Below are 24720 nucleotides of genomic sequence, written 5' to 3'. Positions count from 1 at the left end.
TGCGGCGGTGCCGGCGCGCCGGCCGGGGTGGGTCAGCCCGCGGTGACCTGGGTGCCCTCGCGGGCCTCCAGCGCCTGCCGGTAGAGCCGGCCGGCCCGGTACGACGAGCGCACCAGCGGCCCGCTCATCACGCCCGCGAAGCCGATCTCCTCGGCCTCCTCGCGCAGCTCGACGAACTCCTCCGGCTTCACCCAGCGGGTGACCGGGTGGTGCCGCGGGGAGGGGCGCAGGTACTGCGTGATGGTGATCAGCTCGCAGCCGGCGTCGTGCAGGTCACGCAGCGCCTGGGAGACCTCGGCGCGTTCCTCGCCCATGCCCAAAATCAGGTTGGACTTGGTGACCAGCCCATCGGCGCGGGCCTGCCGGATCACGTCCAGCGAGCGCTCGTAGCGGAACGCCGGCCGGATCCGCTTGAAGATCCGCGGCACGGTCTCCACGTTGTGCGCGAGCACCTCCGGCCGGGCGCCGAAGACCTCGGCGAGCTGCTCGGGCACCGCGTTGAAGTCGGGGATCAGCAGCTCCACGCCGCAGCCGGGCTGAAGGGCGTGGATCTGCCGGACGGTCTCGGCGTAGAGCCAGGCGCCGCCGTCGGGCAGGTCGTCCCGGGCCACGCCCGTGATGGTCGCGTAGCGCAGGCCCATCGAGACCACCGACTCGGCCACCCGGCGCGGCTCGTCGGCGTCGAACTCGGCCGGCTTGCCGGTGTCGATCTGGCAGAAGTCGCAGCGCCGGGTGCACTGGTCGCCACCGATGAGGAAGGTGGCCTCCCGGTCCTCCCAGCACTCGTAGATGTTGGGGCAGCCGGCCTCCTGGCAGACGGTGTGCAGCCCCTCGCGCGAGACGAGCCCGCGCAGCTGGGTGTACTCCGGCCCCATCTTGGCCTTGACCTTGATCCACGGTGGTTTGCGCTCGATCGGCGTCTCGGCGTTGCGCGCCTCGATGCGGAGCAGACGCCGCCCCTCGGGGGCGGGCGTCGCGGTGCGCGCTACCTGGCCGGTCGTCGGCGCGGAGTGCTCGATCGTCACAAAACCGAGCCTACGCCCGACGGCCGCCGTCGATGTACCGCGGGCGACCGGCGTCACGCCGGAAGCCTTGTGACGCCGGACACCGGAGGCGGGAAAATCGCGTCACAGTACGCGCCGGCGGGGTGCTACGGTTCCCGGCAGAGCTGTGACGGAGCCGAGTAGCGGCCCGATCCGCCAGCCGAGAGAGCCGCCGGTTGCTGTGAGGCGGTCTGGCGCCGGACCGCGAAGACCCTCCCGAGCTGCGGGAAGAACGGCGTGTAAGGAAGGGCACCTTTCTAACGCCTCCGGTAGAGGAGGGGGCCCTTCCTAACCACGCCAAGTAGAGCCCGCCCGGCTGGCCCCGGTGAAAAGGCGACGAAACGAGGCCCCCGTCAGCGGGGGCGAAGGTGTGGTGGCACCGCGAGGCTCCCGCTCGCCCACACCTCCCGGGGATCGCGTTGCGATTGATCGAGGAGGTAACCGCCGTGCAACGCATCCTTTCCCACCAGCTCTCCGCCCATGTCGGCGCAACCGTCCGGATCGCCGGCTGGGTGCACCGCCGCCGGCTGCTCAAGTCGGTGGCGTTCCTGATCGTCCGGGACGCCGCCGGCCTCGCCCAGGTGGTGGTCGCCGACCCGGCCGTCCGTGCCGACCTGGAGAAACTGACCGAGGAGACCGTCGTCGAGGTCACCGGCACGGTGGTCGCGAACCCGACCGCTCCCGCCGGGGTCGAGGTCGCCGAGCCGACCGTACGACCACTCGGCCCGCCCGCCGTGCCGCCGCCGTTCGACCTCTACCGGCCGGCCCTGACCGCGAGCCTGCCCACCCAGCTCGACCACGCGCCCGTGGCGCTGCGCCACCCGACCCGTTCGGCGGCGCTGCGCGTCTCGGCGGCGGCGGTGGCCGGCTTCCGCGCCGCGCTCGACGCCCGCGACTTCGTGGAGATCCACACGCCGAAGGTGGTCGGCTCGTCCACCGAGAGCGGGGCGAACGTGTTCGCGCTGGACTGGTTCGGACGGCCCGCGTACCTGGCCCAGTCGCCGCAGTTCTACAAGCAGCTCATGGTTGGCGTCTTCGAGCGGGTCTACGAGGTCGGGCCGGTGTTCCGGGCGGAGCCGCACGACACGGTGCGGCACCTGGCGCAGTACACCTCGCTCGACGCCGAACTCGGCTTCGTCACCGACCACCGGGACGTGATGGCCGTGCTGCGGCATACGGTGGCCGGCATGCTCGACGCGGTACGCGGGCGGGCCGGCTCCGCGCTCGCCACGCTCGGCGTCGAGGCCCCCGAGGTGCCGGCGGAGATCCCCGCCGTGCACTTCACCGAGGCCCTGGAGATCGCCGGCGCGCCGGCCGACGAGCCGGACCTCGCCCCGGCGCACGAGCGGGCGCTGGGGGAGTGGGCGCGGCGGGAGCACGGCTCCGAGTTCCTCTTCGTCACCGGCTACCCGATGGCGAAGCGGCCCTTCTACACCCATCCCGACCCGGCACGGCCCGCGTACTCCAACGGGTTCGACCTGCTGTTCCGGGGGCTGGAGCTGGTGACGGGCGGGCAGCGGCTGCACCGGCACGCCGACTACCTGGCGGCGCTCGCGGCGCGCGGCGAGCCCGTCGAGCCGTACGCCGGCTACGTCGACGCGTTCCGGCACGGGATGCCGCCGCACGGCGGTTTCGCCATCGGGCTGGAACGCTTCGTGGCCCGGCTGACCGGCGCGGCCAACGTCCGGGAGGTGACCGCCTTCCCACGCGACCTGCACCGGCTCACCCCGTAGCGGTATATGAAGGAGCGGGGGTGCGGTGGAAGGTGATGGGCGAGCGGTTCCGGGCGACGCTGCGCGACCTGCTGCACCTCCGCGAGGCACACGGCACCCACCGGGTCGCGTTGCGGGCCGGCGTCAGCGTCCTCGTGCCGCTGCTCGCGGTGCTGGCGGCCGGCCACCCGGACTGGTCCCTGTACGCCGCGTTCGGCGCGTTCACCTCGCTCTACGGGCGCAACCACGTGCACCTGTCCCGGGCGGCGATGCAGGCGAGCGCCGGGGCGGCCCTCACCGCGTCGGTGGTGCTCGGGGTGCTGGTCGGCTCCCTGGAGTCGCGCGCGTGGGTCGCGGTGCCGACCGCGGCGGCCGTCGCGGCGGCGGGTGCCGTGCTCGCCGCCGCGCAGGACTGGCACCCGCCGGGACCGCTCTTCCTCGTCTTCGGGTTCGGCGCCGCGGCGTCGGTGCCGCACGCGGTCTCCGACGTGCCGACCGCGGCGGCCGTGGCCGGGCTCAGCAGCCTGTTCGCGCTGCTCGTCGGTGCCGTCGGCAGTGTCTTGCGGCGGCAGCGGAGCCGGCCCGCGCGGCTGCGCCACGTGTGGACCTGGGAGCCGGTCCGCTACGCCGTCGCCGTGGTGCTGGCCGGCGGCGCGGCGACGGCCATCGGGATCGGGCATCCGTACTGGGCGATGGTGGCGGCGGTGGTGCCGCTCAGCGCCCGGGGCGTCACCGCCCAGCTGGTGCGCGCCGGGCACCGGATCGTCGGCACCCTGCTCGGGCTGCTGACCAGCGCGGCCCTGCTCGCGCCGGGGTTCTCGCCGGTCGCCACCGTCCTGGTGGTGGCGGCGCTCCAGATCGTCACCGAGCTGCTGGTGGGGCGCAACTACGGGCTGGCGCTGCTGTTCATCACGCCGATGGCCCTGCTGATGGGTCAGCTCGCGGCGGCCCGCCTGGTGGGGTCGCTGCTCGTCGACCGGGGCGTCGAGACGGTGATCGGCGCCGCCATCGGCGGGGCCGTCGTCCTGTGCCAGCCCTGGCTCCGGCGCTGCGACGGTGCGCCGGAGCACCCGCCCGAACCGGCCGATCAGGTCTGACCGCCGGGGCGTGAGCGGGTGCCCGGTGCCCGTCGGCGGTCAGGCCGGGCCGGGGCAGCGTGAGTGGGGGCGCGTCCCGCTGCCGGTCAGGCCGGGCCGAGGAGGTCCCAGAGGTTGCCGGCGATGTCGCGGAAGACCGCCACCCGGCCGTACGGCTCGGTGCGCGGCGGTCGCACGAACTCGACGCGTGCCTCGACCATCCGGCGGTGGGTGGCGTCGAAGTCGTCGACCTGGAGGAAGAAGCCGACCCGGCCGGCGACCTGTTCGCCGACGGCCTGCGCCTGCCGCTCGCCGTCGGCGCGGGCCAGCAGCAGCCCGGTCTGCGCGCCGGGCGGTCGGACGACGACCCAGCGCTTCGGGCGGCCGTCGTTGGTCAGCGACGGCGAGTCCTCGACCAGGTCGAAGCCGAGCACCTCGGTGAAGAAGTCGATGGCCGGGTCGTACTCGGCGACGACGACGGTGACGAGATCGATCCGCACGGGCGGGGTCAGACGGCGACGAGGGCCGGCAGGTGGCGCTCGACCACCGGCAGCACGTCGGCCACGGTGACCGGGCGGCCCAGCTCGGCGGTGAGCGAGGTGACGCCGGCGTCGCGGATGCCGCAGGGCACGATCCGGTCGAAGTGGCCCAGGTCGCAGTCGCAGTTGATCGAGAAGCCGTGCAGGGTGACCCCGCGGGCGACCCGGATGCCGATGGCGGCCACCTTGCGGGCCGGACCCCGGTCGTCCTCCGGCACCCAGACCCCGCTGCGCCCGTCGACCCGGCCGGCGGCCAGCCCGAACTCGGCGCAGACGTCGATCAGCAGCTGCTCGGTGCGGCGCACGTAGGCGACCACGTCCACCGGGTCGGGCAGCCGCACGATCGGGTAGCCCACGAGCTGCCCCGGGCCGTGCCAGGTGATCTTGCCGCCCCGGTCGACGTCGACCACCGGCGTGCCGTCCATGGGCCGGTCCCACGGCTCGGTGCGCTTGCCGGCGGTGTAGACGCTCGGGTGCTCCAGCAGCAGCACCGTGTCGCCCCGCTCGCCGGCCACCACCGATTCGTGCAGCCGGCGCTGCTCGTCCCAGGCGGCCTGGTAGTCGAGGAGACCGGCGCGGACGGCCGTGAGGCCGGAAGTCGTCGTGCTCACGCGCCAAGCCTAGCCCCGTACCGGCCGGTCACCTGCGGTGACGCGGCTCACCACGGCACCACGGCGCTCATCCCTGCGGGACCCGCCACAGCCAGACGTCGTCCACCCGCTCGGGTGGGCCGAGCAACGCGGTCACGGTGCGGCGGACCGCGTCCTCGTCGACCGGCCACTTCGCCCCGTGCACCTCGTCGGCCAGCACCACCGTCTCGATCCGCCAGTGCCGCAGGTCGGCGCGGGCCTCCCGGATGCTGCCCTCGGTGATGATCGGCACCAGCCCGCTCCGACCGGCCTCGTCGAGCATGGCGCTGAACGGGCGCGGCGGCGGGCCGATTCGGCCCCGGCCGTCCGGGCCGCCCGGGCCGAGGAAGAAGCCGGAGGGGATGGCGAACTCGCCCTGCCGGTGCGCCAGCGCGTACGCCTGCCAGCGCTGCCCGTCGGGATAGACGTCGAGGGTCAGCGGCACGGGGGTCAGCACCCCGCCCGGGGAGACGTACTCGCGCCAGGTGCCGGCGGTGATGAAGCGCGGGATCGGCTCGCGTTCGATGGTCAGCAGCGGGGTCGGCAGCAGCGGCACCAGCGCCACCGCGAACCCCGCCCACCAGGCCAGCCGCGCCGGGCGGCGCCGGGGCGGCTCGGCCCGGAGCCGGTCGACGGTGTACGCGAGCAGCACCCCGATCACCGGCGCCACCACCAGCGCCAGCCGGGCGGGCAGGGCGGCGTTCATCACCGGCAGGTGCCCGAGCAGGTCGAACGGCATCGGCAGGTCGGCGCGGTGTCCGTCGACCTTGGCCTCGGGGCCGAAGGAGAGCACGGTGAAGACCACGGCGGTCACGCCCAGCGCCCAGAGCGTCGCCCGGCGGCCCGCGTCGGCCCGGCGCCACAGCGTCACGAGGCAGGCGACGGCGAGCAGCAGCAGCGGGATCCCGAAGAACGAGTTCTCCTCCGTCGGGTTCGGCGCCAGCCGGGTGCCCAGCCCCACCTCGCCGGCCAGCGAGCGGCGCGGGTACGCCCCGAACGCGACGACGTCCTCGGAGTGGATGACCGCGTCGAAGCCGGTGCCGTGGAAGCGCTGCGGGCCGGCGAAGTGCAGCCAGAGCGGGTACGCCAGCAGCACCCCGGCGACCACGGCGGTCACCCCGAGCCCGCGCAGGAAGGTCGGCAGCGCCGCCCGGGCCTCGGCGCGGTGGGCCGGGTGCAGCGCCCAGACGGCGACGAAGACGCCGAGCGCCAGCGCGGTGAAGAAGAGCCCCTCGGCGGCGATGGAGAAGGCGACGGCGACGAGCGCGCCGAGGATCGCGCCGTCGCGCAGCGGGCGCCGGGAGCGGCGCAGGGCGAACGTCCGCCACACCAGCAGCGGCACCAGCCAGCCGGCGGTCCAGTTCAGGTGGGCGTTGGCGTGCGACACCATGCCGGGGGAGAAGCCGATGAACAACCCGCCGACCGCGGCGGCGAGCGGGCTGCGGGCCAGGTGCCGGGTGAACAGCCAGTACCAGGCGAGCGCGGTGGCGGCCAGGTTGAGGGTGAGGATCACCAGGAACGTGGCCGGCGGCCCGATCAGGTACGTCAGGGGGGCGAAGACCACCGCGTACACGGTGATCGAGGTGTTGACCGCGAGGTTCACGCCGTCCGGGACGTTGACCAGGTGGGTGAAGAGCGGGTCGTCGCCGTGGGTCACCGTGTGGCCGCCGAAGGCCAGCAGCCACTCGAAGAGCGCCTGGTCGCTGGAGTTGACCGTGATGGCGCGGACGTTCGGGTCCCGCCACAGCCCGCTGGTCACCCAGACGGCGAGCGCCAGCGCGACCAGCGCCATGATCAGGTCGGCCCGACGGTCGCGGACGACACGGGGCGGCGAGGCCGGCGAGGGCGCCAGGGACGGGGAGGTCGGCACGCAGCGGACGTTACCAACCGGACCTGGACACGCCGGTCAGGACGCACATCCTCCCGACAGCGAATGTGTGACCGTGGCCCATGTCACAGCATCGATACATCGACGTAACCTCGCGGCAATTCGCGGGTGACCCAGTTCACAACCCGTCCCCAGGAGGCCCCCGTGCGCCGCTCCTCGTCCCTGCTCACCCGGCTGACCGGTGCGGTCGCCGGGCTGGTCCTCGCCGCCACCGCGGTCGTGACCCTCGCCGCCCCCGCCCAGGCCGCCACCCTCACCCAGGTCACCGGCTTCGGCTCCAACCCCGGCAACCTCGCCATGTACGCGTACCGGCCGGACAACCTCCCGGCCGGAGCGCCGGCGGTCGTCCTGCTGCACGGCTGCACCCAGAACGCCTCCGGCTACTTCGCCAACTCCGGCTGGCGCAAGTACGCCGACCAGTGGAGGTTCGCCCTGATCGTGCCGCAGCAGTCCAGCGCCAACCAGCCGCTGAGCTGCTTCAACTGGTTCGTGGAGCAGGACATCACCCGGGGCTCCGGCGAGGCGCTGTCGATCAAGCAGATGGTCGACTACGCCAGGAACAACTACGGCACCGACCCGGGCCGGGTCTTCGTCAGCGGGCTCTCCGCCGGCGGGGGGATGAGCGCGGTCATGCTCGCCACCTACCCGGACGTCTTCTCCGCCGGCTCCGTCATCGCCGGCCTGCCGTACCGCTGCTCGCCGCCCGCCACCACCAACGCCTGCCAGTTCCAGGGGGTGGACAAGACCCCGCAGGAGTGGGGCAACCTGGTCCGCGCCGCCCATCCCGGGCACACCGGCCCGCGCCCCCGGGTCGCCATCTGGCACGGCACCTCGGACTCCACCGTCGTGCCGGCCAACGCCACCGAGCTGCGCGACCAGTGGACCAACGCCCGGGGCGTCTCGCAGACCCCGACCAGCACCGCGTCGCTGCCCGCCAACACCAGCCTCGAGGTGTACGGCAACAACGACGTGCGGGTCTACCGGATCTCCGGCATGGGCCACGGCACCCCGGTCGACCCCGGCTCGGCCGCCGACCAGTGCGGCACCACCGCCCCCTACATCCTGGACACCATCTGCTCCGCGTACCACGACGCGGTCTTCTTCGGCCTGGACGGCGGGACCCAGCCCAGCCCGACCGCGACGGCGAGCCCCACGGCCTCCCCGACGGCGAGCCCGACCACCGCGCCGACCTGCGTGACCGCCAGCAACTACGCGCACGTCGGCGCCGGCCGCGCCTACCAGTCCGGCGGCTACGCCTACGCCAACGGCTCGAACCAGCGGATGGGCCTCTACAACACCTTCTACACCAGCACCCTCAGTCAGACCGGCCCCAACCACTGGGTCGTCGGCTGCTGACCCTCCCTCACCGCGCGTTGATCATGAAGTTGTTGCCACCCCGCCCGGCGTGTCGTGGCAACAACTTCATGATCAACCGGGTTGGGGGAGGGTCGAGAGTGGGGATTGTCAGTTGTGTAGTGCGGCGTTTAGGGCGGCGGCCAGGTCGGGGTGGCGGAAGGTGAAGCCGGCCTCGGTGAGCACGCCGGGGAGGACCCGGGTGCTGGTCAGCGCCTCGTGGGCGAAGCCGCCGAGCGCCACCTTCAACGCCAGGGCCGGGATCGGGATGATCGCCGGCCGACGCAACTGCCGCGCCAGCTCGCGGGTGAAGTCGGCGTTGGTCACCGGGGCCGGCCCGACCACGTTGACCGGCCCGGCGACGTCGTCACGGGCCAGCAGGAACACCACGGCGTCCAGCCAGTCGACCAGCGAGATCCACGGCAGCCACTGCCGGCCGCTGCCGAGCCGGCCGGCGATCCCCAGCCGGAACGGCAGCAACTGCGGCTTCAGCAGCCCGCCGTCGCGGTGCAGCGGCAGCCCGGTGCGCAGCCGCACCACGCGTACGCCCGCGTCCTCGGCCGGGCGCGTCGCGGCCTCCCAGACCCGGCAGACGTCGGCCAGGAAGCCCTCGCCGGCCGGGGCGTCCTCCTCGACCGTCCGGTCGCCGGTGTTGCCGTACCAGCCGACCGCCGAGGAGTTGAGCAACACCCTCGGCCGGTCGCCGTCGGGCAGCCCGGCGATGGTGATCGCCAGGGTGGTGGTCGCGTCGACCCGGCTCGACCGGATCACCTGCCGGTACCCGTCGTTCCACCGACGGTCGCCGACGCCCGCGCCGGCCAGGTTGACCACCGCGTCCGCCTCCGCCACCGTCGCCGGGTCGAGCTGCGCGGCGGCCGGGTCCCACTGCCGCTCGTCGGGGGCGCGCGGCGGCCGGCGGACCAGTCGGGTGACCTGGTGCCCGTCCGCCGTGAGCCGGTCGACCAGCCGGGTGCCGAGGAAGCCGGACGCACCGGCCATGAGGATCCGCATGCTCATATCTTCGGGTACGGACGCCGAGCCGGACGTGTAGAGCCGGTCACCGTCCGGGGGCTGCGGGCCAAGAGGTCACGGGGGTCGCCACCCCTCGCACCGGCTGCGTGGCACCCGGCCGACCTCGGGGGATCGGGCCGGCCGGGCGCGTTTCACGGGACGACCAGCTCCGGTTTGCAGACCTGGGAACCAGTCAACGAGAGCTTTGCACGACATGTTGTACAAAGCAAGGCTCAACTTGTCCTTACTTGTCGTGCCAAGTTGTTCATGGTCGAATGGCGGTGCAGACCTGGGAGTGTGAATGCCCGCCAAGCCGAAATGGGCGCAGCTCGCCGACCACATCCGTGCCCGGATCGAGTCAGGCGAGTGGGCGCCGGGAGACAAGCTGCCGTCCACCGCGCAGCTCAAGGAAGAGCACGGTGTGTCGCAGACGGTCGTGCGTCAGGCGATCCTGGTGCTCCAGACGCAGGGGCTCGTGGAGGGCGTGCACGGCGTCGGCGTGTTCGTTGCCGAGCAGCCGACGGCCTGACCTCGCCGCACCCGTATCCGAAAGTCGGTGGCTCAGCCGGCGGCGGCCAGGCGGGCCATTACGGGGGTGAGCGGGTCGAGGGCGTCGACGCGGACGACGAAGCGGGTGACGCCCCAGCGGCGCCGGTGCGCGGCGACCGCCGCGACGATCTCGTCCTCGGTGCCGGCCAGCACGAACGGCGTGGCCAGCAGCTCGGCGGCGGTCAGGCCGGTCTGCTCGGCGAACTGGGCGGTGGCGGCCTCGGCGTCGTCGGTGACGGCGACCAGCTGCACGAGCGCCTCCAGCGCCGGCGGCTCGGCCCGACCGGCCGCCCCGGCCGCGACGCAGGCCAGCTGTGCCTCGATGTCCGCCTCGCGCCAGCGCACCTCGTGCATGTAGCCGTCGGGCAGGGTGCGCCCCAGGCCGGCCAGCCCGACGATGTCGGCGTGCGCGCCGGCCCAGCGCAGCATCGCCGAGTTCGCCGTGCCGAGGGTGAGCGGGACACGCCGCTGCACCGGTCGCGGCGTCTCCAGCCGCGCGGCCCGCACGACCAGGTCGGGGGAGTCGACGGTGACCTCCTCGCCGTCGAGCAGCGCGCGGACGGCCTCGGCGACGGCCAGGCAGCGGCGCACCCGACCGGCGACGTCGGGGCGCTCCCGCCCGACCGCGTGCCACTCGGCCGGGGTGTGGCCGGCGCCGAGGCCGAGCCGGGCCCGGCCGCCGGAGAGCAGGTCGAGGGTGGCCACGTCCGACGCGAGCAGCATGGGCTCCCGGATCCCGGCGTTGGAGACGTACGAGCCCAGCTTGATCGTCGACGTCACCGCCGCCGCGGCGGCCAGGGCGACGAACGGCGACGTCGTCCTGCCGGGGTGGTCGGCGGTGGACAGGGTGTCGAAACCGGCCGCCTCGGCCCGCCGGGCCAGGTCCAGCCAGCCCGGGCCGTCGGACGGGGTCGCCTGGAGGGAGAAGATCGCCATACGCCCACCCTGCCGGGCCCGGGGCCGCCCGGCCAACCCGACGCCGGCAATTCTGCTACCGGCAGACCTGCTCGGGGTCGAGCGGCGGGACGGGGACCCCGAGGAGCCCTTCGGTGGTGCCGTCGGTCAGCGCGTTGAGCGCGTCGACCAGCTTCTTCTCCTCGTAGACGAAGTGCGATTCGAGCAGCGCGGCGAGCGTGTCCAGCTCGGCCCGCACCTCGGCCGGCGGCGCGGCGGCGTCGGCCAGCTCCTCGACCCGGCGCAGGATTCCGGCCACCACGTGGTGGTCGGCTTCCAGCTCGCGCAGCACCGGGGCCAGCTCGGGGACGCGGTCGGCCAGCACCCGGAACGCCCCGGCGTCCTCGCCGGTGTGGTGCCGGGTCAGCGCCGCGCAGAAGGCCAGGCAGTGGGTCCGCAGGTCCCGGGGGCGTACGCCGGGCTCGCCCAGCCCGTCGCGGATGCGGGTGAGCTCCTCGCGGAGCCAGAGGTGGATCTCGATCAGTTGGTTGCCGAAGGCCCGCAGGCGCACGTCCGGCGTGGATGGATGCACGTGTGTCCCATGCTGTCCCGCGCCTCCATGCCCTCGGCGGTCTCCTTGCCGGGTGCACCGCGACGCTGCCGGCCAGCCTATACAGCGAGGGCGGGTGCGACGAAACCGTTCAGGGACGCCGGACGGGCATGATCCTGACCAGCTCCTCCAGCCCCAGGAAGTCGCTCGGGTTGGTGGTGTAGAGCGACAGGCCGTTCGCGTACGCGATGGAAGCGATCATCAGGTCCGCCAGCCGACGGCGGGTGGTGCGCCCGGTGGCCAGCACCGCACTGGTGATCATGCCGAAGGCCCGCGCCGCCTCGGCGTCGAAGGGTAGCGGCTCGAACATGGCCTCGGCGTGTTGCAGAACGCTGGTCCGTCGGGCCCGCTCGGCGCGGTCGTCGGTGTGGTGCGGGCCTGCGGACAGTTCCGCGAGTGTCACCGCACTGATGACCATCTCGTCCGGCAGTTCCTCGGGACCCAGGGCGCTGAGGTGGATCACGATGTTCGTGTCGATCAGGCCACGAACCGGCGGCTCACCACTCACGGCTGAACGGGTCCTGCTCCACCGACGAGTCGATGTCTGCGCGGAATGCCTCGGCGTCGAGCACAGGGGCCGTGGCGAAGGCGGCGAGCACCTCGGCCCGCGGCACGAAGGTGCGCCGGCGCAGCGGGATGAGCTTTCCGATCGGCGTGCCGTTCCGTGTGATGACGAAGGATTCGCCACGCTCGACGTTACGCATGATCGCGCCCGATTCGTTGCGCAGCTCCCGTTGCGTGATCTCCCGATGAGCGTGCTCTGCCACGGAGCAATTCTAGGTCGGCGTGCTACGAAGTGCTACGACCGACGGGATTCCTTGCGGTGTCAGGTCGACGGCTCCTCGGGGGTGGGCTCGCGCCAGCGGGCCCGCCAGGCGGCCTCGTACGCCTCGTGGCTGGTCTTCTCCTCGAAGACCCTCTCGCGCAGCGCGCGGCGTTCCTTCGCCTTGACCACCACCTCCACCCCCACCAGCCCGACGCAGATGGCGGTGAGCAGGGCGAGGGTGGCCAGCCCCGGCAGCACCAGGCCCACCGGGATGGCGGCGGCGAGCAGCAGCACCGCGCCGACCCTGGTCCAGTAGACGGTGTGCAGGGTGCGCGCCTGAAACAGCATGTTCGAGGAGAGGTAGCAGATCACCCCGCCGAACAGCAGCGGGACGCCCGGCCCGTGCGTCGGCTCGGCGTACGGCACCTCGGGGTCGGCGATGTCGCGCACGACCTCCTCCGCGCCGAGGGCGAACAGGATGATCCCGGCGATCATCGGCAGGTGGAGATAGGCGTACGCGTCCCGGGCCATCGCCACCCGGGTCCGGCCCTCGGCCGTGTGCAGGGCGATCCGGGCGGCCGGGCCGACCACGTCGTAGTGCGCCCACCACAGTGCGGCGGTGAAGAATATGCCGAGCACCGCCGCCGCCACCGCGGGCCAGGTCGGGGGCTGACCGAGCAGGTTGCTGCCGACGCCGACCGAGATGACCGACTCGCCCAGCGCGATGATCAGGATGAGGTCGTACCGTTCGGTCCAGTGCTCGGCGGAGGTCACCGTCCAGCCCCAGGCGCCGGCCACCAGGCCCATGCCGTACTGGAGCAGGACGACGCTGATCCAGAGCCCGTCCCGCACCAGTACGGCCCGGCCCGGGTCGTCGATCTGCGGCGGGATCAGCGCGGCGGCCGTGAGCAGCAGGGTGCTGACCGTCAGCTCGGGGGAGTACTTCGCCAGCAGCCGGCGCTCGCCGGGCTTCTCCCGCGCGATGTGCCAGTACAGCAACAGGTGTACGCCGCGGATCACCACGTAGCTCAACGCGACCACCATCGGCCCGGCGGCCACGTCCTCCGTGTCGCCGAACGCCTGCGGCAGGGACAGCGCGAAGCAGAACAGCGCGGCCATGCCGACGACCATCAGCACCGGCACGAAGCCCTCGCCCAGCCGGACCCGGGTGGCCACCACGCAGTGCACCACCCAGCACCACCAGAGCACGGCGAGCACCAGCAGGGCGTGCAGCAGCTGACGGCCGGAGATGTTGGCGGCGGTCGCCCGGGTGATGATGAAGAACGAGTAGACGAAGACCAGGTCGAAGAAGACCTCGAACCGGTCGACCCGGGCGCCGGGGGCGATCGAGACGGCAGGCCCCAACCGCTCGTGCCACCGGAAGCCACCCACCAACCCACTCTCGCAGCGCCCCGGCCGCGCCGCGCCGGATTCGGGCCACGGCCGGCCCCGGCGTCGGCAGGGCGGGCGACGCATCGGCAGGGCGGCTCCCGTACCGGCAGGGCCGGGGCGCGTCGGGCGTGGGCGGGGCTGGCGGGGCGGCGGCGTGCAGGTCCGAGCCACGTCGGGAACGACGAGGGCGCCCCGGTCCGTGACCGGGGCGCCCGCTGTGCGTCGTGCGGGACTACAGACCCAGCTCGGCCTCGAAGTTGCCGGCCTCCAGCCGCTCCTTGACCGCGACCAGGAAGCGGGCGGCGTCCGCGCCGTCGATCAGTCGGTGGTCGTACGACAGGGCCAGGTAGACCATCGACCGGACGGCGACCACCTCGCCCAGCTCCGGGTCGTTGACCACGACCGGGCGCTTGACCACGGCACCCGTGCCGAGCATCGCCGACTGCGGCGACGGCACGATCGGGGTGTCGAACAGCGCGCCCCGGCTGCCGGTGTTGGTCAGCGTGAAGGTCGCGCCCGCGATCTCGTCCGGGCTGATCTTGTTGGTGCGGGTGCGCTCGGCCAGGTCGGCGATCCGCTTGGCGATGCCACCCAGGTTCAGGTCGCCGGCGCCGTGGATGACCGGGACCATCAGGCCGCGCTCCGTGTCCACCGCGATGCCGAGGTGCTCGGCGTCGGGGTAGGTGATCGTGCCCGCCTCCAGGTCCATGCTGGCGTTGACGATCGGGAAGGTCTGCAACGCCTCCACGGCCGCCAGGGCGAAGAACGGCAGGAACGACAGCTTCACGCCGTGCCGCTGCTGGAACGCGTCCTTGGCGCGGGCCCGCAGCTTGGCGATCCTGGTGACGTCCACCTCGACCACGGTGGTGAGCTGCGCCATCTCGTGCAGCGACTGCTGCATCCGCTTGGCGATGGTGGCGCGGATCCGGGGCAGCTTCTCGGTGGTGCCGCGCTTCGCGCTCGGCTGCGGCCTGGCGGCCGGCTTGGCCGGGGCCGCCGCGGCGGCGGGCTGCTGCGCCGGGGCCGGCGCGGCCTTGGCCGCCTTGGCCTTCTCCGCCGCGTCCAGCACGTCCTGCTTGCGGATGCGACCGCCGACGCCGGTGCCGTTGACCGAGGTCAGGTCGACGCCGTGCTCGCTGGCGAGCTTGCGCACCAGCGGGGTCACGTAGCCGGCCGCCTCCTCGCCGCCCTGGACGGGCGCCGCCGGGCGCTGCGGGGCCGGGGCCGCCGGCATCGCCTTCTGCTCGGCCTGCGCCGGCCGCGCCGAGATCTCGGCCTCCGCCGCCGGCTCGTTGTACGACAGGCCCGGGGTCGGCTCCTCGACCTTGGGCTCCGGCTTCGGCTCGGCCTTCGGCTCGGGCTTCGGCTCGGCCTTGGGCACCGGCTTCGGCTCGGGCTTGGCCTCGGCCGGGGCCGCGCCGGCGGCACCGATCACGGCCAGGTCCGCGCCGACCGCGGCGGTCTCGTCCTCGGCGACCTTGATCTCCAGGACGGTGCCGGCGACCGGCGACGGGATCTCGGTGTCGACCTTGTCGGTGGAGACCTCCAGCAGCGGCTCGTCCACCTCGACGGTCTCGCCGACCTGCTTGAGCCAGCGGGTGACCGTACCCTCGGTGACGCTCTCGCCGAGGGCCGGCATCTTGACCGGAGTGCCCTCGCCCGACGGCGCCGGGGCGGCCTGCGCCCGCGGCTCCTCGACGGCCGGCTGCTCCGCCTCGGCCTGCGGCTCCGCGGCGGCCTCGGCGGCCTCCTCGGCCGGCTCCTCCTGCTGCGGGGCGGCCTCGCCCTCACCGGCGATCACGGCCAGCTCGCTGCCGACCTCGGCGGTCTCGTCCTCGCCGACCACGATCCGGCTCAGCACGCCCGCCGCCGGGGACGGGATCTCGGTGTCGACCTTGTCGGTCGACACCTCGAGCAGGGGCTCGTCGACCTCGACGGTGTCGCCCTCCTGCTTGAGCCAGCGCGTGACGGTGCCCTCGGTGACGCTCTCGCCGAGCCGGGGCATGGTGACCGATACCGGCATCTTCTAAGACTCCTTCATTCCCCTGGTGGGATCATCGCCCGTCGCCGGACGCCGCGGTTGTCGTGGTCAGGCGTGTGCGTGCAGCGGCTTGCCGGCGAGCGCCAGGTGCGCCTCGCCCAGGGCCTCGTTCTGCGTCGGGTGGGCGTGCACGAGCTGCGCCACCTCGGCCGGGTACGCCTCCCAGTTGTAGATGAGCTGCGCCTCGCCGACCATCTCGCCGACCCGGGCGCCGACCATGTGCACGCCGACGACGGGGCCGTCCTCCACCCGGACGAGCTTGACGAAGCCGGCCGTCTTGAGGATCTGGCTCTTGCCGTTGCCGCCCAGGTTGTAGTTGTAGCTCTTCACCTTGTCGGCGCCGTACTGCTCCTTGGCCTTCGCCTCGGTCAGGCCGACCGACGCCAGCTCGGGGTCGGAGTAGGTGACCCGCGGGATGCCGGCCTCGTCGATCACGGCCGGGTTCTGGCCGGCGATCTCCTCGGCGACGAAGATGCCCTGCTGGAAGCCGCGGTGGGCGAGCTGGAGGCCGGGCACGATGTCGCCGACCGCGTAGACGTTCGGCACGCTCGTGCGCAGCCGCTCGTCGGTCAGCACGTAGCCGCGGTCCATCTTGACGCCCTGCTCCTCGTAGCCGAGGCCGGCCGTGTTCGGGCCACGGCCGACGGCGACCAGCAGCAGCTCCGCCTCGACGGTCTCGCCGCCGGCGATGGTCACCCTGACGCCGCTGTCGGTCTTCTCGACCTTCTCGAACGGCTTGCCGACCTTGAAGTTGATCTTCCGCTTGCGGAAGGCCCGCTCCAGCGCCTTCGACGACTCCTCGTCCTCGGCGGCGACCAGCCGGGGGAGCGCCTCGATGATCGTGACGTCGACCCCGAAGGACTTCCAGACGCTGGCGAACTCGACGCCGATCACGCCGCCGCCGAGCACGATCGCGGAGGACGGCACCCGGTCCAGGACCAGCGCGTGGTCGCTCGTGATGACCCGCTCGCCGTCGACCTCCAGGCCCGGCAGGCTCTTCGCGTACGAGCCGGAGGCCAGCACGACGTTGCGGCCGGTGTAGCGCTTGCCGTCGACCTCGACGACGTTGCTGCCGACCAGCTTGCCGTGACCCTCGACGATGGTGATCGCCTTGTTGCCCTTGAGCATGCCCTGCAGGCCCTTGTACAGGCGGGAGACCACGCCGTCCTTGTACGAGTTGACCGCGGCCATGTCGATCCCGACCAGCTCGGCCTTCACGCCGAACTGCTCCGACTCGCGGGTCTGGTCGGCGATCTCGGCGGCGTGCAGCAGCGCCTTGGTCGGGATGCAGCCGTTGTGCAGGCAGGTCCCGCCGAGCTTGCCCTTCTCGACCAGCGCGACCGTCAGGCCCAGCTGGACGGCGCGCAGGGCGGTCGCGTAGCCGCCGCTGCCACCTCCGAGGATGACGATGTCGAAGGTTGCGTCATTCGGCTCGCTCACGTCCAACTCCCAGGTCGCGTCACTGCTTCGGGGGGTCACGGCGGGGGGCCACGGACACACCCCACCTCGGTCATCTTGTCACCACCGGGCACAGGCCGCGTAGTGAGGTGCCCAACGACACGTCCGAGACACGTACGCTGGGCACTGCCTTCGATGACGGAGCTTGGGGGAGACGGCCGGTGGGACTGTTCCGACGACGCAAGAAGGCCCGCAGCGCCGTGAGCCTGGACCGCGCCGCCGACCGCGCCGATCTGGACCATCTGGAGAACTTCGTCCGGAGCCGGCGCGGGGTCGAGGCGTACATCGAGCCCCGCACGACCGTGACCGAGACCACCGTCATGCTGATCGCCGACGACGGCGAGTGGACCCGCCGCCGCATCGACGGCCCGGACGGCGCCCGCCGCTTCGCGTACCGGATGGGCATCCCCGTCTACGACGTCCGGCTGATGGGCTACCCGCAGCGGATGCGGGACTACAACGAGCGCCGCAAGCGCCGCCCCGAGCTGTTCTGACCCGGCGGCCCCGCCACCAGGTGTAAGGAAGGGCCCCTTGTTAACGCAATGCGTTAACAAGGGGCCCTTCCTTACACGTCAGCCGTTGGCGGCGACGTCCTCGACGAGCTGGACGAGCGTGCGGACCGGGACGCCGGTGCCGCCCTTGGTCCAGTAGCCGGTCGGCTCGCCCGAGTGGTAGCCCGGCCCGGCGATGTCGATGTGCGCCCAGGCCACGTCCTCGGTGACGAACTCGCGCAGGAACACCCCGCCCTGGAGCATGTGACCGGCCCGGTCCATGCCGGCGTTGACCTGCGAGATGTCGGCCACGTCGGAGTCCATGCCCTTGCGCACGTCGTCCGGCAGCGGCATCGGCCAGGCCGGCTCGCCGACGGCGTCGCCGGCGACCCTGACCCGCTCGCACAGCTCCGGGCTGCCCATCACGCCGGCGATCCTCTTGCCCAGCGCGATGACCTGCCCGCCGGTCAGGGTGGAGGTCTCGAAGAGGTAGTCGCAGCCGTCCTCGCAGGCCCGCGCCATGGCGTCGGCCAGGATCATTCGGCCCTCGGCGTCGGTGTTGAGCACCTCGACCTTCTTGCCGTTGTACATGCTGATCACGTCACCCGGCCGGTACGACCGCCCGGACGGCATGTTCTCCGCCATCGGCAGGTACGCGGTCACCGCCACCGGCGGCTTGAGCGCGGCGATCGCCAGCATGGTGGCGCCCACCGCGGCGGCGCCCGCCATGTCGGACTTCATCTCCCACATGCCCTGCGCCGGCTTGATCGAGATGCCGCCGGTGTCGAAGGTGATGCCCTTGCCGACCAGCGCGACCCGCTTGCCGTTGCCGCCGCCGGCCGGGGTGTAGCTCAGCTTCACCAGGCGCGGCGGGGCCTCCGAGCCCTGCCCGACGGCGATGATGCCGCCGTAGCCGCCGGCCGCCAGCGCGGCCTCGTCGAGGACCTCGACCTCGAGGCCGGCCTCGCGGGCGGCGTCCGCCACCGAGTCGGCGAAGGACGGCGGGCGGAGCTCGTTGGGGGCGGTGTTGACCCAGTCCCGGCTGCGCCGGACCGCGCCGCCGACCGCCTGGGCCCGGGCGATCTCGGCCTGGGCGCCGGCGTCACCGGCGTCCGGGACGGCCACCAGCACCTCGGCCACCGGCTCCCGCCGGGCCGGCTGCGGCCGGGTCTTGTAGCCGGCGAACCGGTACCCGCCGAGCAGCGCCCCCTCCGCCACGGCGCGCAGCGCGGCCGGCGCGTCGGCGTCGTCCGGCAGCGGCAGGGCCAGCGCCACCCGCGGCGCGCCGGCGAGCGCCCGGACGGCCGCGCCGGCCGCCCGGCGCAGGGTCTCCGGGGCCGGGGCGGCGCCGGTGGGCTCCGGGCCGAGCCCGACGGCCGCGACCACCGGGGCCGTCACGGTGCCCAGCGTGGCCAGCTTGATCACCTCGCCGGGGCCGCCGGTCGCGCCCAACAGGGCCAGCGTCTCGGTCAGCTTGCCGTCGAAGGCGGCGGCGATGCTCTCCGCGCCGCTGGCCAGCAGCAGGGTCCCGGCGGGGCCGCTGGTGGCGTCCTGCTCTCCGGTCTGGCTGTGCACGCCGATCACGATCGCGTCGACGGCGAGCTCGGCGGGGTCGGTGTCGACCAGGCTCAGGGTGGTGCTGGGCGATGTCACTGAAGCTACTCCGGGCGGGCCGGGCCGGTCGCGTCGTGGCGTACCGGCGATGAAGGTCTCCGGCGGAACGTACCCGTCGGAGGTCGGGGCTGTCCCGCCGACGGCTCCGGCGGGTCCCGCCGATGCTAACCAGCCGTTCAGACCCCGGTAAGTTCCCACCCATGACCGACGCGACCTCCGACGCCGCCGCGACCCGGCTGCGCCGTTCCCCCCTGCACGAGCGGCACACCGCTGCGGGCGCGAAGTTCGCCCCGTTCGGCGGCTGGGAGATGCCGCTGGAGTACGCCGGAGGCGGCGTGCTCAAGGAGCACACCGCGGTGCGGACCGGGGTCGGCGTCTTCGACGTCTCCCACCTCGGCAAGGCGCGGGTGACCGGGCCGGGCGCGGCGGAGTTCGTCAACGCCTGCCTGAGCAACGACCTCCGCCGCATCGGGCCGGGCCAGGCGCAGTACACGCTGTGCTGCGACGACGCCACCGGCGGCGTGGTGGACGACATCATCGCCTACCTGCATGCCGACGACCACGTCTTCCTCATCCCGAACGCGGCGAACACCGCCGAGGTGGTGCGCCGGCTCCGCGCCGCCGCGCCCGCGTCGGTCACGGTCACCGACGAGCACGAGGCGTACGCCGTCCTCGCCGTGCAGGGGCCGCGCTCGGCGGAGCTGCTCGGCGCGCTGGGTCTGCCGACCGACCACGGCTACATGAGCTTCTCCACCGCGACCCTGGACGTGGCGTCCGGGCCGGTCGAGCTGACGGTGTGCCGCACCGGCTACACCGGCGAGCTGGGCTTCGAGCTGGTGGTGCCGGCGGAGCACGCCGTCGCGGTCTGGGACGCGCTCTTCGCCGCCGGGGAGCCCTTCGAGCTGCGCGCCTGCGGGCTGGCCGCCCGGGACACCCTGCGCACCGAGATGGGGTACCCGCTGCACGGGCAGGACCTGTCGTTGGAGATCACCCCGGTGCAGGCCCGCTCCGGCTGGGCGGTCGGCTGGGACAAGGCGGCCTTCTGGGGCCGCGACGCGCTGCTCGCCGAGAAGGCCGCCGGCCCGAGGCGTACGCTGCGCGGCCTGGCGGCCGTCGACCGGGCGATCCCGCGCCCCGGCATGGCGGTGTTCGTCGGCGACGGGCAGGTCGGCGCGGTCACCAGCGGCACGTTCTCCCCGACGAAGAAGCAGGGCATCGCCCTGGCGCTGCTGGACACCGCCGCGAACCTCGCCGACGGCGACCTGGTCGAGGTCGACATCCGCGGCCGCCGCGCCCAGATGCGCGTCACCCGCCCCCCGTTCGTCACCCCTTCGGTGAAGTGACGCGACCCGTTGATCATGAAGTTATAGCCGTCCGGATCGGCGTGTCCCGGCAATAACTTCATGATCAACGGGGTTGGCTGGGAACGGGGTTGGCTGGGTGGCTGGCGTGGTCAGACCGGGGGCGGGGGGCGTTCGCCGGCGTCCAGGACGGCCTGAGTCCAGCCGCCCTCGATGACGCCGGTGCCGTCGAGCACCGCCCAGTCGACCACGTCCGCCGCCTCCACCACGACAGGGGAGCCGATGCGCACGGTGGGGTCGGTGTTGGCGTCGCTGGCGCTCGCGCCGACGATCCGTTCCGGCGCTTCCCACGACGTGACCCCGGCCCAGACGTACTCCGGGCCGTCGTCGCCCGGCAGCCCGTACTTCACCACGAGCTGCGTCTCCGGCGGGAGCCGGCCGGCGAGGAACCGGGCCCGGATGTCGCCCAGCCCGGCGCGCGCGGTGGCGATCGCCCTGCTCATCGCGTCGCCCGGGCGGGCGTAGCGCACGTCCGGCTGGATGCCGGCGAAGAGGGTCGCGCAGGCGGCGGCGAAGTAGCGGCCGTCCGGCCCCGGGTGCCCGGCCGGCGGACGCAGGCTGAGGAACGAGTCGGCGTCCGGATCGGTGGCCGGGTCCAGCTCCAGCCGCAGCAGCACCGGCGCCGTCGCCCCGTGCTGCTCCGGATTGCCGTACGCCACCGCGATGTCGTGCCCCGTCACGGTGGCCAGCACCGGCAGCTGCACGAACGCGGGCACCTCCTCGCCGGAGAGCCCGTCGGTCCAGTCCCGCAGCAGCCGCCGTGCCGCGCCGGTCATCACCGCGCCCCACGCCCGGGTCAGGTGGTCCGGCACGCCCTGGGTCTGCAACTCCAGCAGCCCGAAGCGACGCAGCCCCTTCGTGGTGAACCAGAGGCCCTCGGCGTCCGAGGAGTAGGGCACCAGCACCCAGTCGACCAGCCGGATGCGCCCCTGCTCGTCGGGGAGCGAGCGCAACGCCGTCGCCGGGTCGAGGAACTGCAGGCCGAAGACGTCCACCACGTCGCCGTCAACGGTCTCGGCGACGGCCGCGGCCACCGCCCGCGCCGCCCACTCGTGGGCCGGCGGCCAGCCGGGCCGGTACTCGGCCTGCACCACCACCAGGTGGCTCGCGGCGGCCAGCCGGGCCAGCTGCGCCTCCGTGGCGCCGAACGCGGTGAGCAGGTCCGGCGGCAGCGCGGGGAACTCGCCGATCGGGCGGGTGTCCACGGTCATCAGCGGGCTGTCCAGCATCTGCCGGGCCAGCCCGTGCACCGGCTCGGCCAGCCGGCCGCTGAGCCGCTGCACGGCCGTCTTCGTGCTCACCTTCGGCAGCCCCGTCATGGGCACCAGATAGGTCGCGCTCAGCGACTCCGGGACCGGTACGGGCAGGAAGTCGTCCGTGATGAGCATGTCGTCCCCCGGATGGCCGCGCCGGTGCTGTCGTGGGAGAACGCTACCCGCCGCGGCGTGCCCCGTTCAGCCGGACAGCACCAGTCCCAGGTAGACCAGCGTGGTGACCACCTCCACGGTCGCGCCGAGCACGTCGCCCGTGACGCCGCCGAGTCGGCGTACCACGTGCCGCAGCAGCCCCACCGCGACGGCGAGGGCGGCGGCGACGGCGAGCGGCCCCTGCCACGGGCGGCCCGGCACGGCCGCGAGGGCCGGCAGCGCGACGGCGACCGTCCCGCCTACCAGCGCGACGGGCCCGACGGTGCCGGCGACCAGCGCGCCGAGCCCCTCCGGGCGGGCCGCCGGCACCCCGCGCCGGCAGGCCACCGCCACCCCGAGCCGGCCCGCGGCGGTCGCCGCCACCACCGCCGCGAGCGCCGCCGGCCACGACCGGCCGGCCAGCTCCGCGAGGGCCGCCGTCTGCACCAGGAGTACGACCACCAGCGCGACCACCCCGAACGGGCCCACGTCCGGCTTCTTCATGATCTCCAGCGCGGCCGCCCCCCGCCGGTACGACCCCAGGGCGTCCACGGTGTCGGCCAGCCCGTCCAGGTGCAGTCCGCGGGTGAGTAGCGCGCCGGCACCGACGGTCACGGCCGCCGCGACCAGCGGGGGCGCGAGCGCGCCCGGGAGCAGCAGGATCGCGGCCAGGACGGCGCCGAGCAGCGCGCCGACCGCCGGGGCGAGCGCCATCGCCGTCCCCGCCGCCGGCCGGTCGATGCGCCCGGCGCGCACCGGCAGGGTGGTGAAGGTGGTCAGCGCCAGCCGCGCCCCGTCGGCGAGCCGCGACTCAGCCGGCACGCCGGCCGGACGGGTCCACCGGCTCCGTCTCCGGTTCCGTGCTGGTCGGCCCGGGGCCGGCCGGCTCCGGCTCGCGGAAGTCGGGCTCGTCGGTGTCGACACCGGGCTCCCGCTCGCCGTCGTCGTCGCCGTCCTCCCCACCGCCGCCGGGCGACGGGCGGGCCGGCAGCGCCGCGGCCAGCGCCAGCACCGATCGCAGCAGCGGCAGCACGGCCAGCGCGTTGGCGCCCTCGCCGAGGTCGAGGTGCACGTCGAGCAGCGGGGTCAGGCCCAGCACGTCGGCGGCGAGCCGGACGGCGGGATCCCCGCGGTGGTCGGCCAGCAGGCACCAGTGCCGGGCCTGCCCGGCCAGGTCACGGCTGACCATGGCGGCGGCCACGCCGACCGGCCCGTCGAGCATGACCGGCAGCCGGCGGGCGGTCGCGCCGAGCAGGACGCCGGTGGCCACGGCGACGTCCCCGCCGCCCAGTTCGGCCAGCACGTCCTTGGCGCCGCGCGGCGAGCGCCGGGTCCGGTGCAGCGCGTCCCGCACGGCGGCGCACCGCCGCATCCAGGCCGCGTCGTCGATCTCGCCGGAGGCGGTGACCACGCGGCCGAGCACCGCGGGCGTCTCGGCGCCGGCCGTCGCGGCCAGCACCGCCGCCGCGGCGGCCTCGGTGCCGGCACCGCACGCCCCCAGCACCAGCAGGTGTACGCCCGCGTCGGCGGCCTCCTCGGCGAGCCGCCAGCCGTCCCGCAGGGCCGCCTCGACCTGCTCGCCGGTCAGCGCCGGCTCGTCCTCCATCGGTGCCGAGACAGGGGTCTCCACGACCTGGACGTCGGCACCGCTCTCGGCGGCCAACCGGGCCAGCACCCCCCTGCCGGCGCGGGCCTGCCGGGCCCGGCGCGCCGACTCGCCGTCCACGCTGCCGGCGGCGGCGCCGCCGAGGTGGTCGCCGTGCAGCAGCAGCACCCGTACCGAGCCCCACGGGGCCGGCGTGGCGGTGCCCTGGGTGGCGGCGGCGAACCCGACCACCCGCTCCAGGGCGCCCAGCCCCGCCCCGGGCACGTCCAGCGTGGCGAGCCGCTCGATCGCCTGCGGGCCGGCGTACTCGTCGGGCATGGGCAGTTCCATCCCGGGCTGGATGACCAGGCCGGTGGCGACCACCGGCAACGCCATGGTCGGTGCGGCCCAGGCGGCGCCGTCGGGCTCGGCCGACGCGGGGACGGGCCCGCCCGCGGCGCGTTCCGCGGCGCCCACCGGCCCGCCGGCCGCGCCGGTGGCGGTCGTGGCGGCGGCCGGCTCAGTCGTCGCGCCGGTGGCGGCCGGCACACCCGTCGCGGTGAGCGGGGCCGGGCCGGCCTGGGCCGGCACGACGCCCGGCTGCGGGGCGCCGGGCTTCAGCCAGGCCGCCTGCCCCGCGACCACCAGCACGACCGCGTCGCAGGCGTCGGCGACCGCCCGGTTGGCCGCGCCGAGCGCGTCGGTGAACGCCCGGCCGAGCGGGGTGGTCGGCACCAGCGAGAGCCCGACCTCGGGGCTGACCAGCACCAGCCGGGCCGCGCAGCCGCGCACCGCCGCCGCCAGTTCGGCGACGGTGGCGGTGTCGTCGGCCGGTTGGTGGGCCGGATCGAGCAGCACCGTCACCCAACCGCCGAGGTCGTCGACGAGCAGCGTCTCGTTCGGGCCGGCGGAGGCGATCACGTCCGCCAGGCGGCGCGGGTCGTCCGCGGTCTCCTCGGTGGTCCAGCTCTCCGGTCGACGGGCGCGGTGCGCCGCCAGCCGGGCCGCCCACTCCGCGTCGTCGGCGGGCGCGTCGGCGGCGGTGGCCACGTAGCGGACCGTCGGCGCCTCGGCGACCAGGGACTCGGCGAACTCCGACTTCCCGGACCGGATGCCGCCGAGCACCAGGACCGTGTTCCACCCGTCAACCGACATGCCCGTACTTTAGAGCCAGCCCCCGGGGCGTGGCCCCCGGAGGTACGAGGAGCTGGCGGCCCCAGCGGGCGGGCGGCCAGCGGCCCAGCCGGCGGCCGGCGGGTCCGGCCGGCGGCCGGCGGGTCCGGCCGGCGGCCGGCGGGTCCG

Annotated in this window: 22 protein-coding genes; 6 read left to right on the top strand and 16 right to left on the bottom strand. The window is 74.1% G+C overall.

The window, feature by feature from the left end:
- Positions 1 to 32: 32 nt before the first annotated feature.
- A complete protein-coding gene (lipA, locus tag ACGF5G_RS15095) occupies positions 33 to 1082 on the bottom strand; it encodes a lipoyl synthase (RefSeq protein WP_393262996.1) in 1050 nt (349 codons plus the stop codon).
- A gap of 407 nt (positions 1083 to 1489) precedes the next feature.
- Here lipA and aspS point away from each other — a divergent pair, with 407 nt between their 5' ends.
- Positions 1490 to 2776, top strand: a complete 1287-nt coding sequence (gene aspS / locus ACGF5G_RS15090) for an aspartate--tRNA(Asn) ligase (protein ID WP_393262993.1) — start codon at positions 1490 to 1492, stop codon at positions 2774 to 2776.
- A gap of 20 nt (positions 2777 to 2796) precedes the next feature.
- A complete protein-coding gene (locus ACGF5G_RS15085) occupies positions 2797 to 3852 on the top strand; it encodes an FUSC family protein (protein ID WP_393262990.1) in 1056 nt (351 codons plus the stop codon).
- 86 nt (positions 3853 to 3938) lie between these two features.
- On the opposite strand, the gene ACGF5G_RS15080 is transcribed toward ACGF5G_RS15085, so the two are convergent.
- From ACGF5G_RS15080 to ACGF5G_RS15070, 3 genes are all read right to left on the bottom strand, one after another.
- Positions 3939 to 4331 carry a VOC family protein gene (locus ACGF5G_RS15080; protein WP_393262987.1) on the bottom strand — a complete coding sequence of 131 codons (393 nt, stop codon included), beginning with the start codon at positions 4329 to 4331 and terminating at the stop codon, positions 3939 to 3941.
- Between the two features lie 8 nt (positions 4332 to 4339).
- Positions 4340 to 4981, bottom strand: a complete 642-nt coding sequence (gene lipB / locus ACGF5G_RS15075; RefSeq protein ID WP_393262985.1) for a lipoyl(octanoyl) transferase LipB — start codon at positions 4979 to 4981, stop codon at positions 4340 to 4342.
- A 67-nt stretch (positions 4982 to 5048) separates the two neighbouring features.
- Positions 5049 to 6869: a DUF2079 domain-containing protein gene (locus tag ACGF5G_RS15070; protein ID WP_393262984.1), complete on the bottom strand. Its 1821-nt coding sequence runs from the start codon at positions 6867 to 6869 to the stop codon at positions 5049 to 5051.
- A gap of 162 nt (positions 6870 to 7031) precedes the next feature.
- Here ACGF5G_RS15070 and ACGF5G_RS15065 point away from each other — a divergent pair, with 162 nt between their 5' ends.
- The gene (locus ACGF5G_RS15065; RefSeq protein WP_393262981.1) at positions 7032 to 8243 is read left to right on the top strand and encodes an alpha/beta hydrolase family esterase; all 1212 of its coding nucleotides are present in this window, start codon (positions 7032 to 7034) and stop codon (positions 8241 to 8243) included.
- A 108-nt stretch (positions 8244 to 8351) separates the two neighbouring features.
- Here the strand turns inward: ACGF5G_RS15065 and ACGF5G_RS15060 are convergent, their stop codons facing one another.
- On the bottom strand, positions 8352 to 9251 hold the full coding sequence (locus ACGF5G_RS15060; RefSeq protein WP_393262980.1) for a TIGR01777 family oxidoreductase: 900 nt from the start codon (positions 9249 to 9251) through the stop codon (positions 8352 to 8354).
- Positions 9252 to 9552: 301 nt separating this feature from the next.
- Between ACGF5G_RS15060 and ACGF5G_RS15055 the strand changes: the two genes are divergently transcribed.
- Positions 9553 to 9780, top strand: a complete 228-nt coding sequence (locus tag ACGF5G_RS15055; protein WP_393262978.1) for a GntR family transcriptional regulator — start codon at positions 9553 to 9555, stop codon at positions 9778 to 9780.
- Between the two features lie 32 nt (positions 9781 to 9812).
- Here ACGF5G_RS15055 and ACGF5G_RS15050 read toward each other — a convergent pair whose 3' ends face one another.
- From ACGF5G_RS15050 to lpdA, 7 genes are all read right to left on the bottom strand, one after another.
- Positions 9813 to 10736, bottom strand: coding sequence for a TIGR03621 family F420-dependent LLM class oxidoreductase (locus ACGF5G_RS15050; RefSeq protein WP_393262977.1), 924 nt, complete (start codon positions 10734 to 10736; stop codon positions 9813 to 9815).
- 55 nt (positions 10737 to 10791) lie between these two features.
- Entirely contained in the window at positions 10792 to 11286 is a 495-nt protein-coding gene (locus ACGF5G_RS15045) for a hemerythrin domain-containing protein (RefSeq protein WP_393262974.1), read from the bottom strand.
- Positions 11287 to 11395: 109 nt separating this feature from the next.
- Positions 11396 to 11812: a type II toxin-antitoxin system VapC family toxin gene (locus ACGF5G_RS15040; protein WP_393262973.1), complete on the bottom strand. Its 417-nt coding sequence runs from the start codon at positions 11810 to 11812 to the stop codon at positions 11396 to 11398.
- On the bottom strand, positions 11802 to 12071 hold the full coding sequence (locus ACGF5G_RS15035; RefSeq protein ID WP_357451152.1) for a type II toxin-antitoxin system prevent-host-death family antitoxin: 270 nt from the start codon (positions 12069 to 12071) through the stop codon (positions 11802 to 11804). Before ACGF5G_RS15035 ends, ACGF5G_RS15040 begins: the two co-directional genes overlap by 11 nt.
- A gap of 59 nt (positions 12072 to 12130) precedes the next feature.
- Positions 12131 to 13462 carry a low temperature requirement protein A gene (locus tag ACGF5G_RS15030; RefSeq protein ID WP_393262970.1) on the bottom strand — a complete coding sequence of 444 codons (1332 nt, stop codon included), beginning with the start codon at positions 13460 to 13462 and terminating at the stop codon, positions 12131 to 12133.
- A 232-nt stretch (positions 13463 to 13694) separates the two neighbouring features.
- The gene (gene sucB / locus ACGF5G_RS15025) at positions 13695 to 15485 is read right to left on the bottom strand and encodes a 2-oxoglutarate dehydrogenase, E2 component, dihydrolipoamide succinyltransferase (protein WP_393262968.1); all 1791 of its coding nucleotides are present in this window, start codon (positions 15483 to 15485) and stop codon (positions 13695 to 13697) included.
- A 66-nt stretch (positions 15486 to 15551) separates the two neighbouring features.
- Entirely contained in the window at positions 15552 to 16982 is a 1431-nt protein-coding gene (gene lpdA / locus ACGF5G_RS15020; RefSeq protein ID WP_393262966.1) for a dihydrolipoyl dehydrogenase, read from the bottom strand.
- A gap of 140 nt (positions 16983 to 17122) precedes the next feature.
- On the opposite strand from lpdA, the gene ACGF5G_RS15015 reads away from it, so the two are divergent.
- Positions 17123 to 17455, top strand: a complete 333-nt coding sequence (locus ACGF5G_RS15015; RefSeq protein ID WP_393262964.1) for a hypothetical protein — start codon at positions 17123 to 17125, stop codon at positions 17453 to 17455.
- A 78-nt stretch (positions 17456 to 17533) separates the two neighbouring features.
- On the opposite strand, the gene ACGF5G_RS15010 is transcribed toward ACGF5G_RS15015, so the two are convergent.
- A complete protein-coding gene (locus tag ACGF5G_RS15010; protein WP_393262962.1) occupies positions 17534 to 19105 on the bottom strand; it encodes a leucyl aminopeptidase in 1572 nt (523 codons plus the stop codon).
- A 161-nt stretch (positions 19106 to 19266) separates the two neighbouring features.
- Here ACGF5G_RS15010 and gcvT point away from each other — a divergent pair, with 161 nt between their 5' ends.
- Positions 19267 to 20409, top strand: a complete 1143-nt coding sequence (gcvT, locus tag ACGF5G_RS15005) for a glycine cleavage system aminomethyltransferase GcvT (protein ID WP_393262959.1) — start codon at positions 19267 to 19269, stop codon at positions 20407 to 20409.
- Between the two features lie 110 nt (positions 20410 to 20519).
- Here the strand turns inward: gcvT and ACGF5G_RS15000 are convergent, their stop codons facing one another.
- The 3 genes from ACGF5G_RS15000 to ACGF5G_RS14990 form a co-directional block, all read right to left on the bottom strand.
- A complete protein-coding gene (locus ACGF5G_RS15000; protein ID WP_393262956.1) occupies positions 20520 to 21815 on the bottom strand; it encodes a DUF2314 domain-containing protein in 1296 nt (431 codons plus the stop codon).
- A gap of 66 nt (positions 21816 to 21881) precedes the next feature.
- The gene (cobS, locus tag ACGF5G_RS14995; protein ID WP_393262955.1) at positions 21882 to 22655 is read right to left on the bottom strand and encodes an adenosylcobinamide-GDP ribazoletransferase; all 774 of its coding nucleotides are present in this window, start codon (positions 22653 to 22655) and stop codon (positions 21882 to 21884) included.
- Positions 22645 to 24573, bottom strand: coding sequence for a bifunctional adenosylcobinamide kinase/adenosylcobinamide-phosphate guanylyltransferase (locus tag ACGF5G_RS14990; RefSeq protein ID WP_393262953.1), 1929 nt, complete (start codon positions 24571 to 24573; stop codon positions 22645 to 22647). Before ACGF5G_RS14990 ends, cobS begins: the two co-directional genes overlap by 11 nt.
- Positions 24574 to 24720: the final 147 nt, after the last annotated feature.

It is taken from the genome of Micromonospora sp. NPDC047730, assembly GCF_043204765.1.
Taxonomy (GTDB): Bacteria; Actinomycetota; Actinomycetes; order Mycobacteriales; family Micromonosporaceae; genus Micromonospora.
This window is presented reverse-complemented; position numbering and strand designations above follow the sequence as displayed.

Excerpts from the sequence above, each read along its gene's own strand:
- ACGF5G_RS15060 (WP_393262980.1), bottom strand. The coding sequence starts at position 9,251 with ATGCGGATCCTCATGGCCGGTGCGTCCGGCTTCCTCGGCACCCGGCTG.
- ACGF5G_RS15055 (WP_393262978.1), top strand. The coding sequence starts at position 9,553 with ATGCCCGCCAAGCCGAAATGGGCGCAGCTCGCCGACCACATCCGTGCC.
- ACGF5G_RS15050 (WP_393262977.1), bottom strand. The coding sequence starts at position 10,736 with ATGGCGATCTTCTCCCTCCAGGCGACCCCGTCCGACGGCCCGGGCTGG.
- sucB (WP_393262968.1), bottom strand. The coding sequence starts at position 15,485 with ATGCCGGTATCGGTCACCATGCCCCGGCTCGGCGAGAGCGTCACCGAG.
- gcvT (WP_393262959.1), top strand. The coding sequence starts at position 19,267 with ATGACCGACGCGACCTCCGACGCCGCCGCGACCCGGCTGCGCCGTTCC.
- ACGF5G_RS15000 (WP_393262956.1), bottom strand. The coding sequence starts at position 21,815 with ATGCTCATCACGGACGACTTCCTGCCCGTACCGGTCCCGGAGTCGCTG.
- ACGF5G_RS14990 (WP_393262953.1), bottom strand. The coding sequence starts at position 24,573 with ATGTCGGTTGACGGGTGGAACACGGTCCTGGTGCTCGGCGGCATCCGG.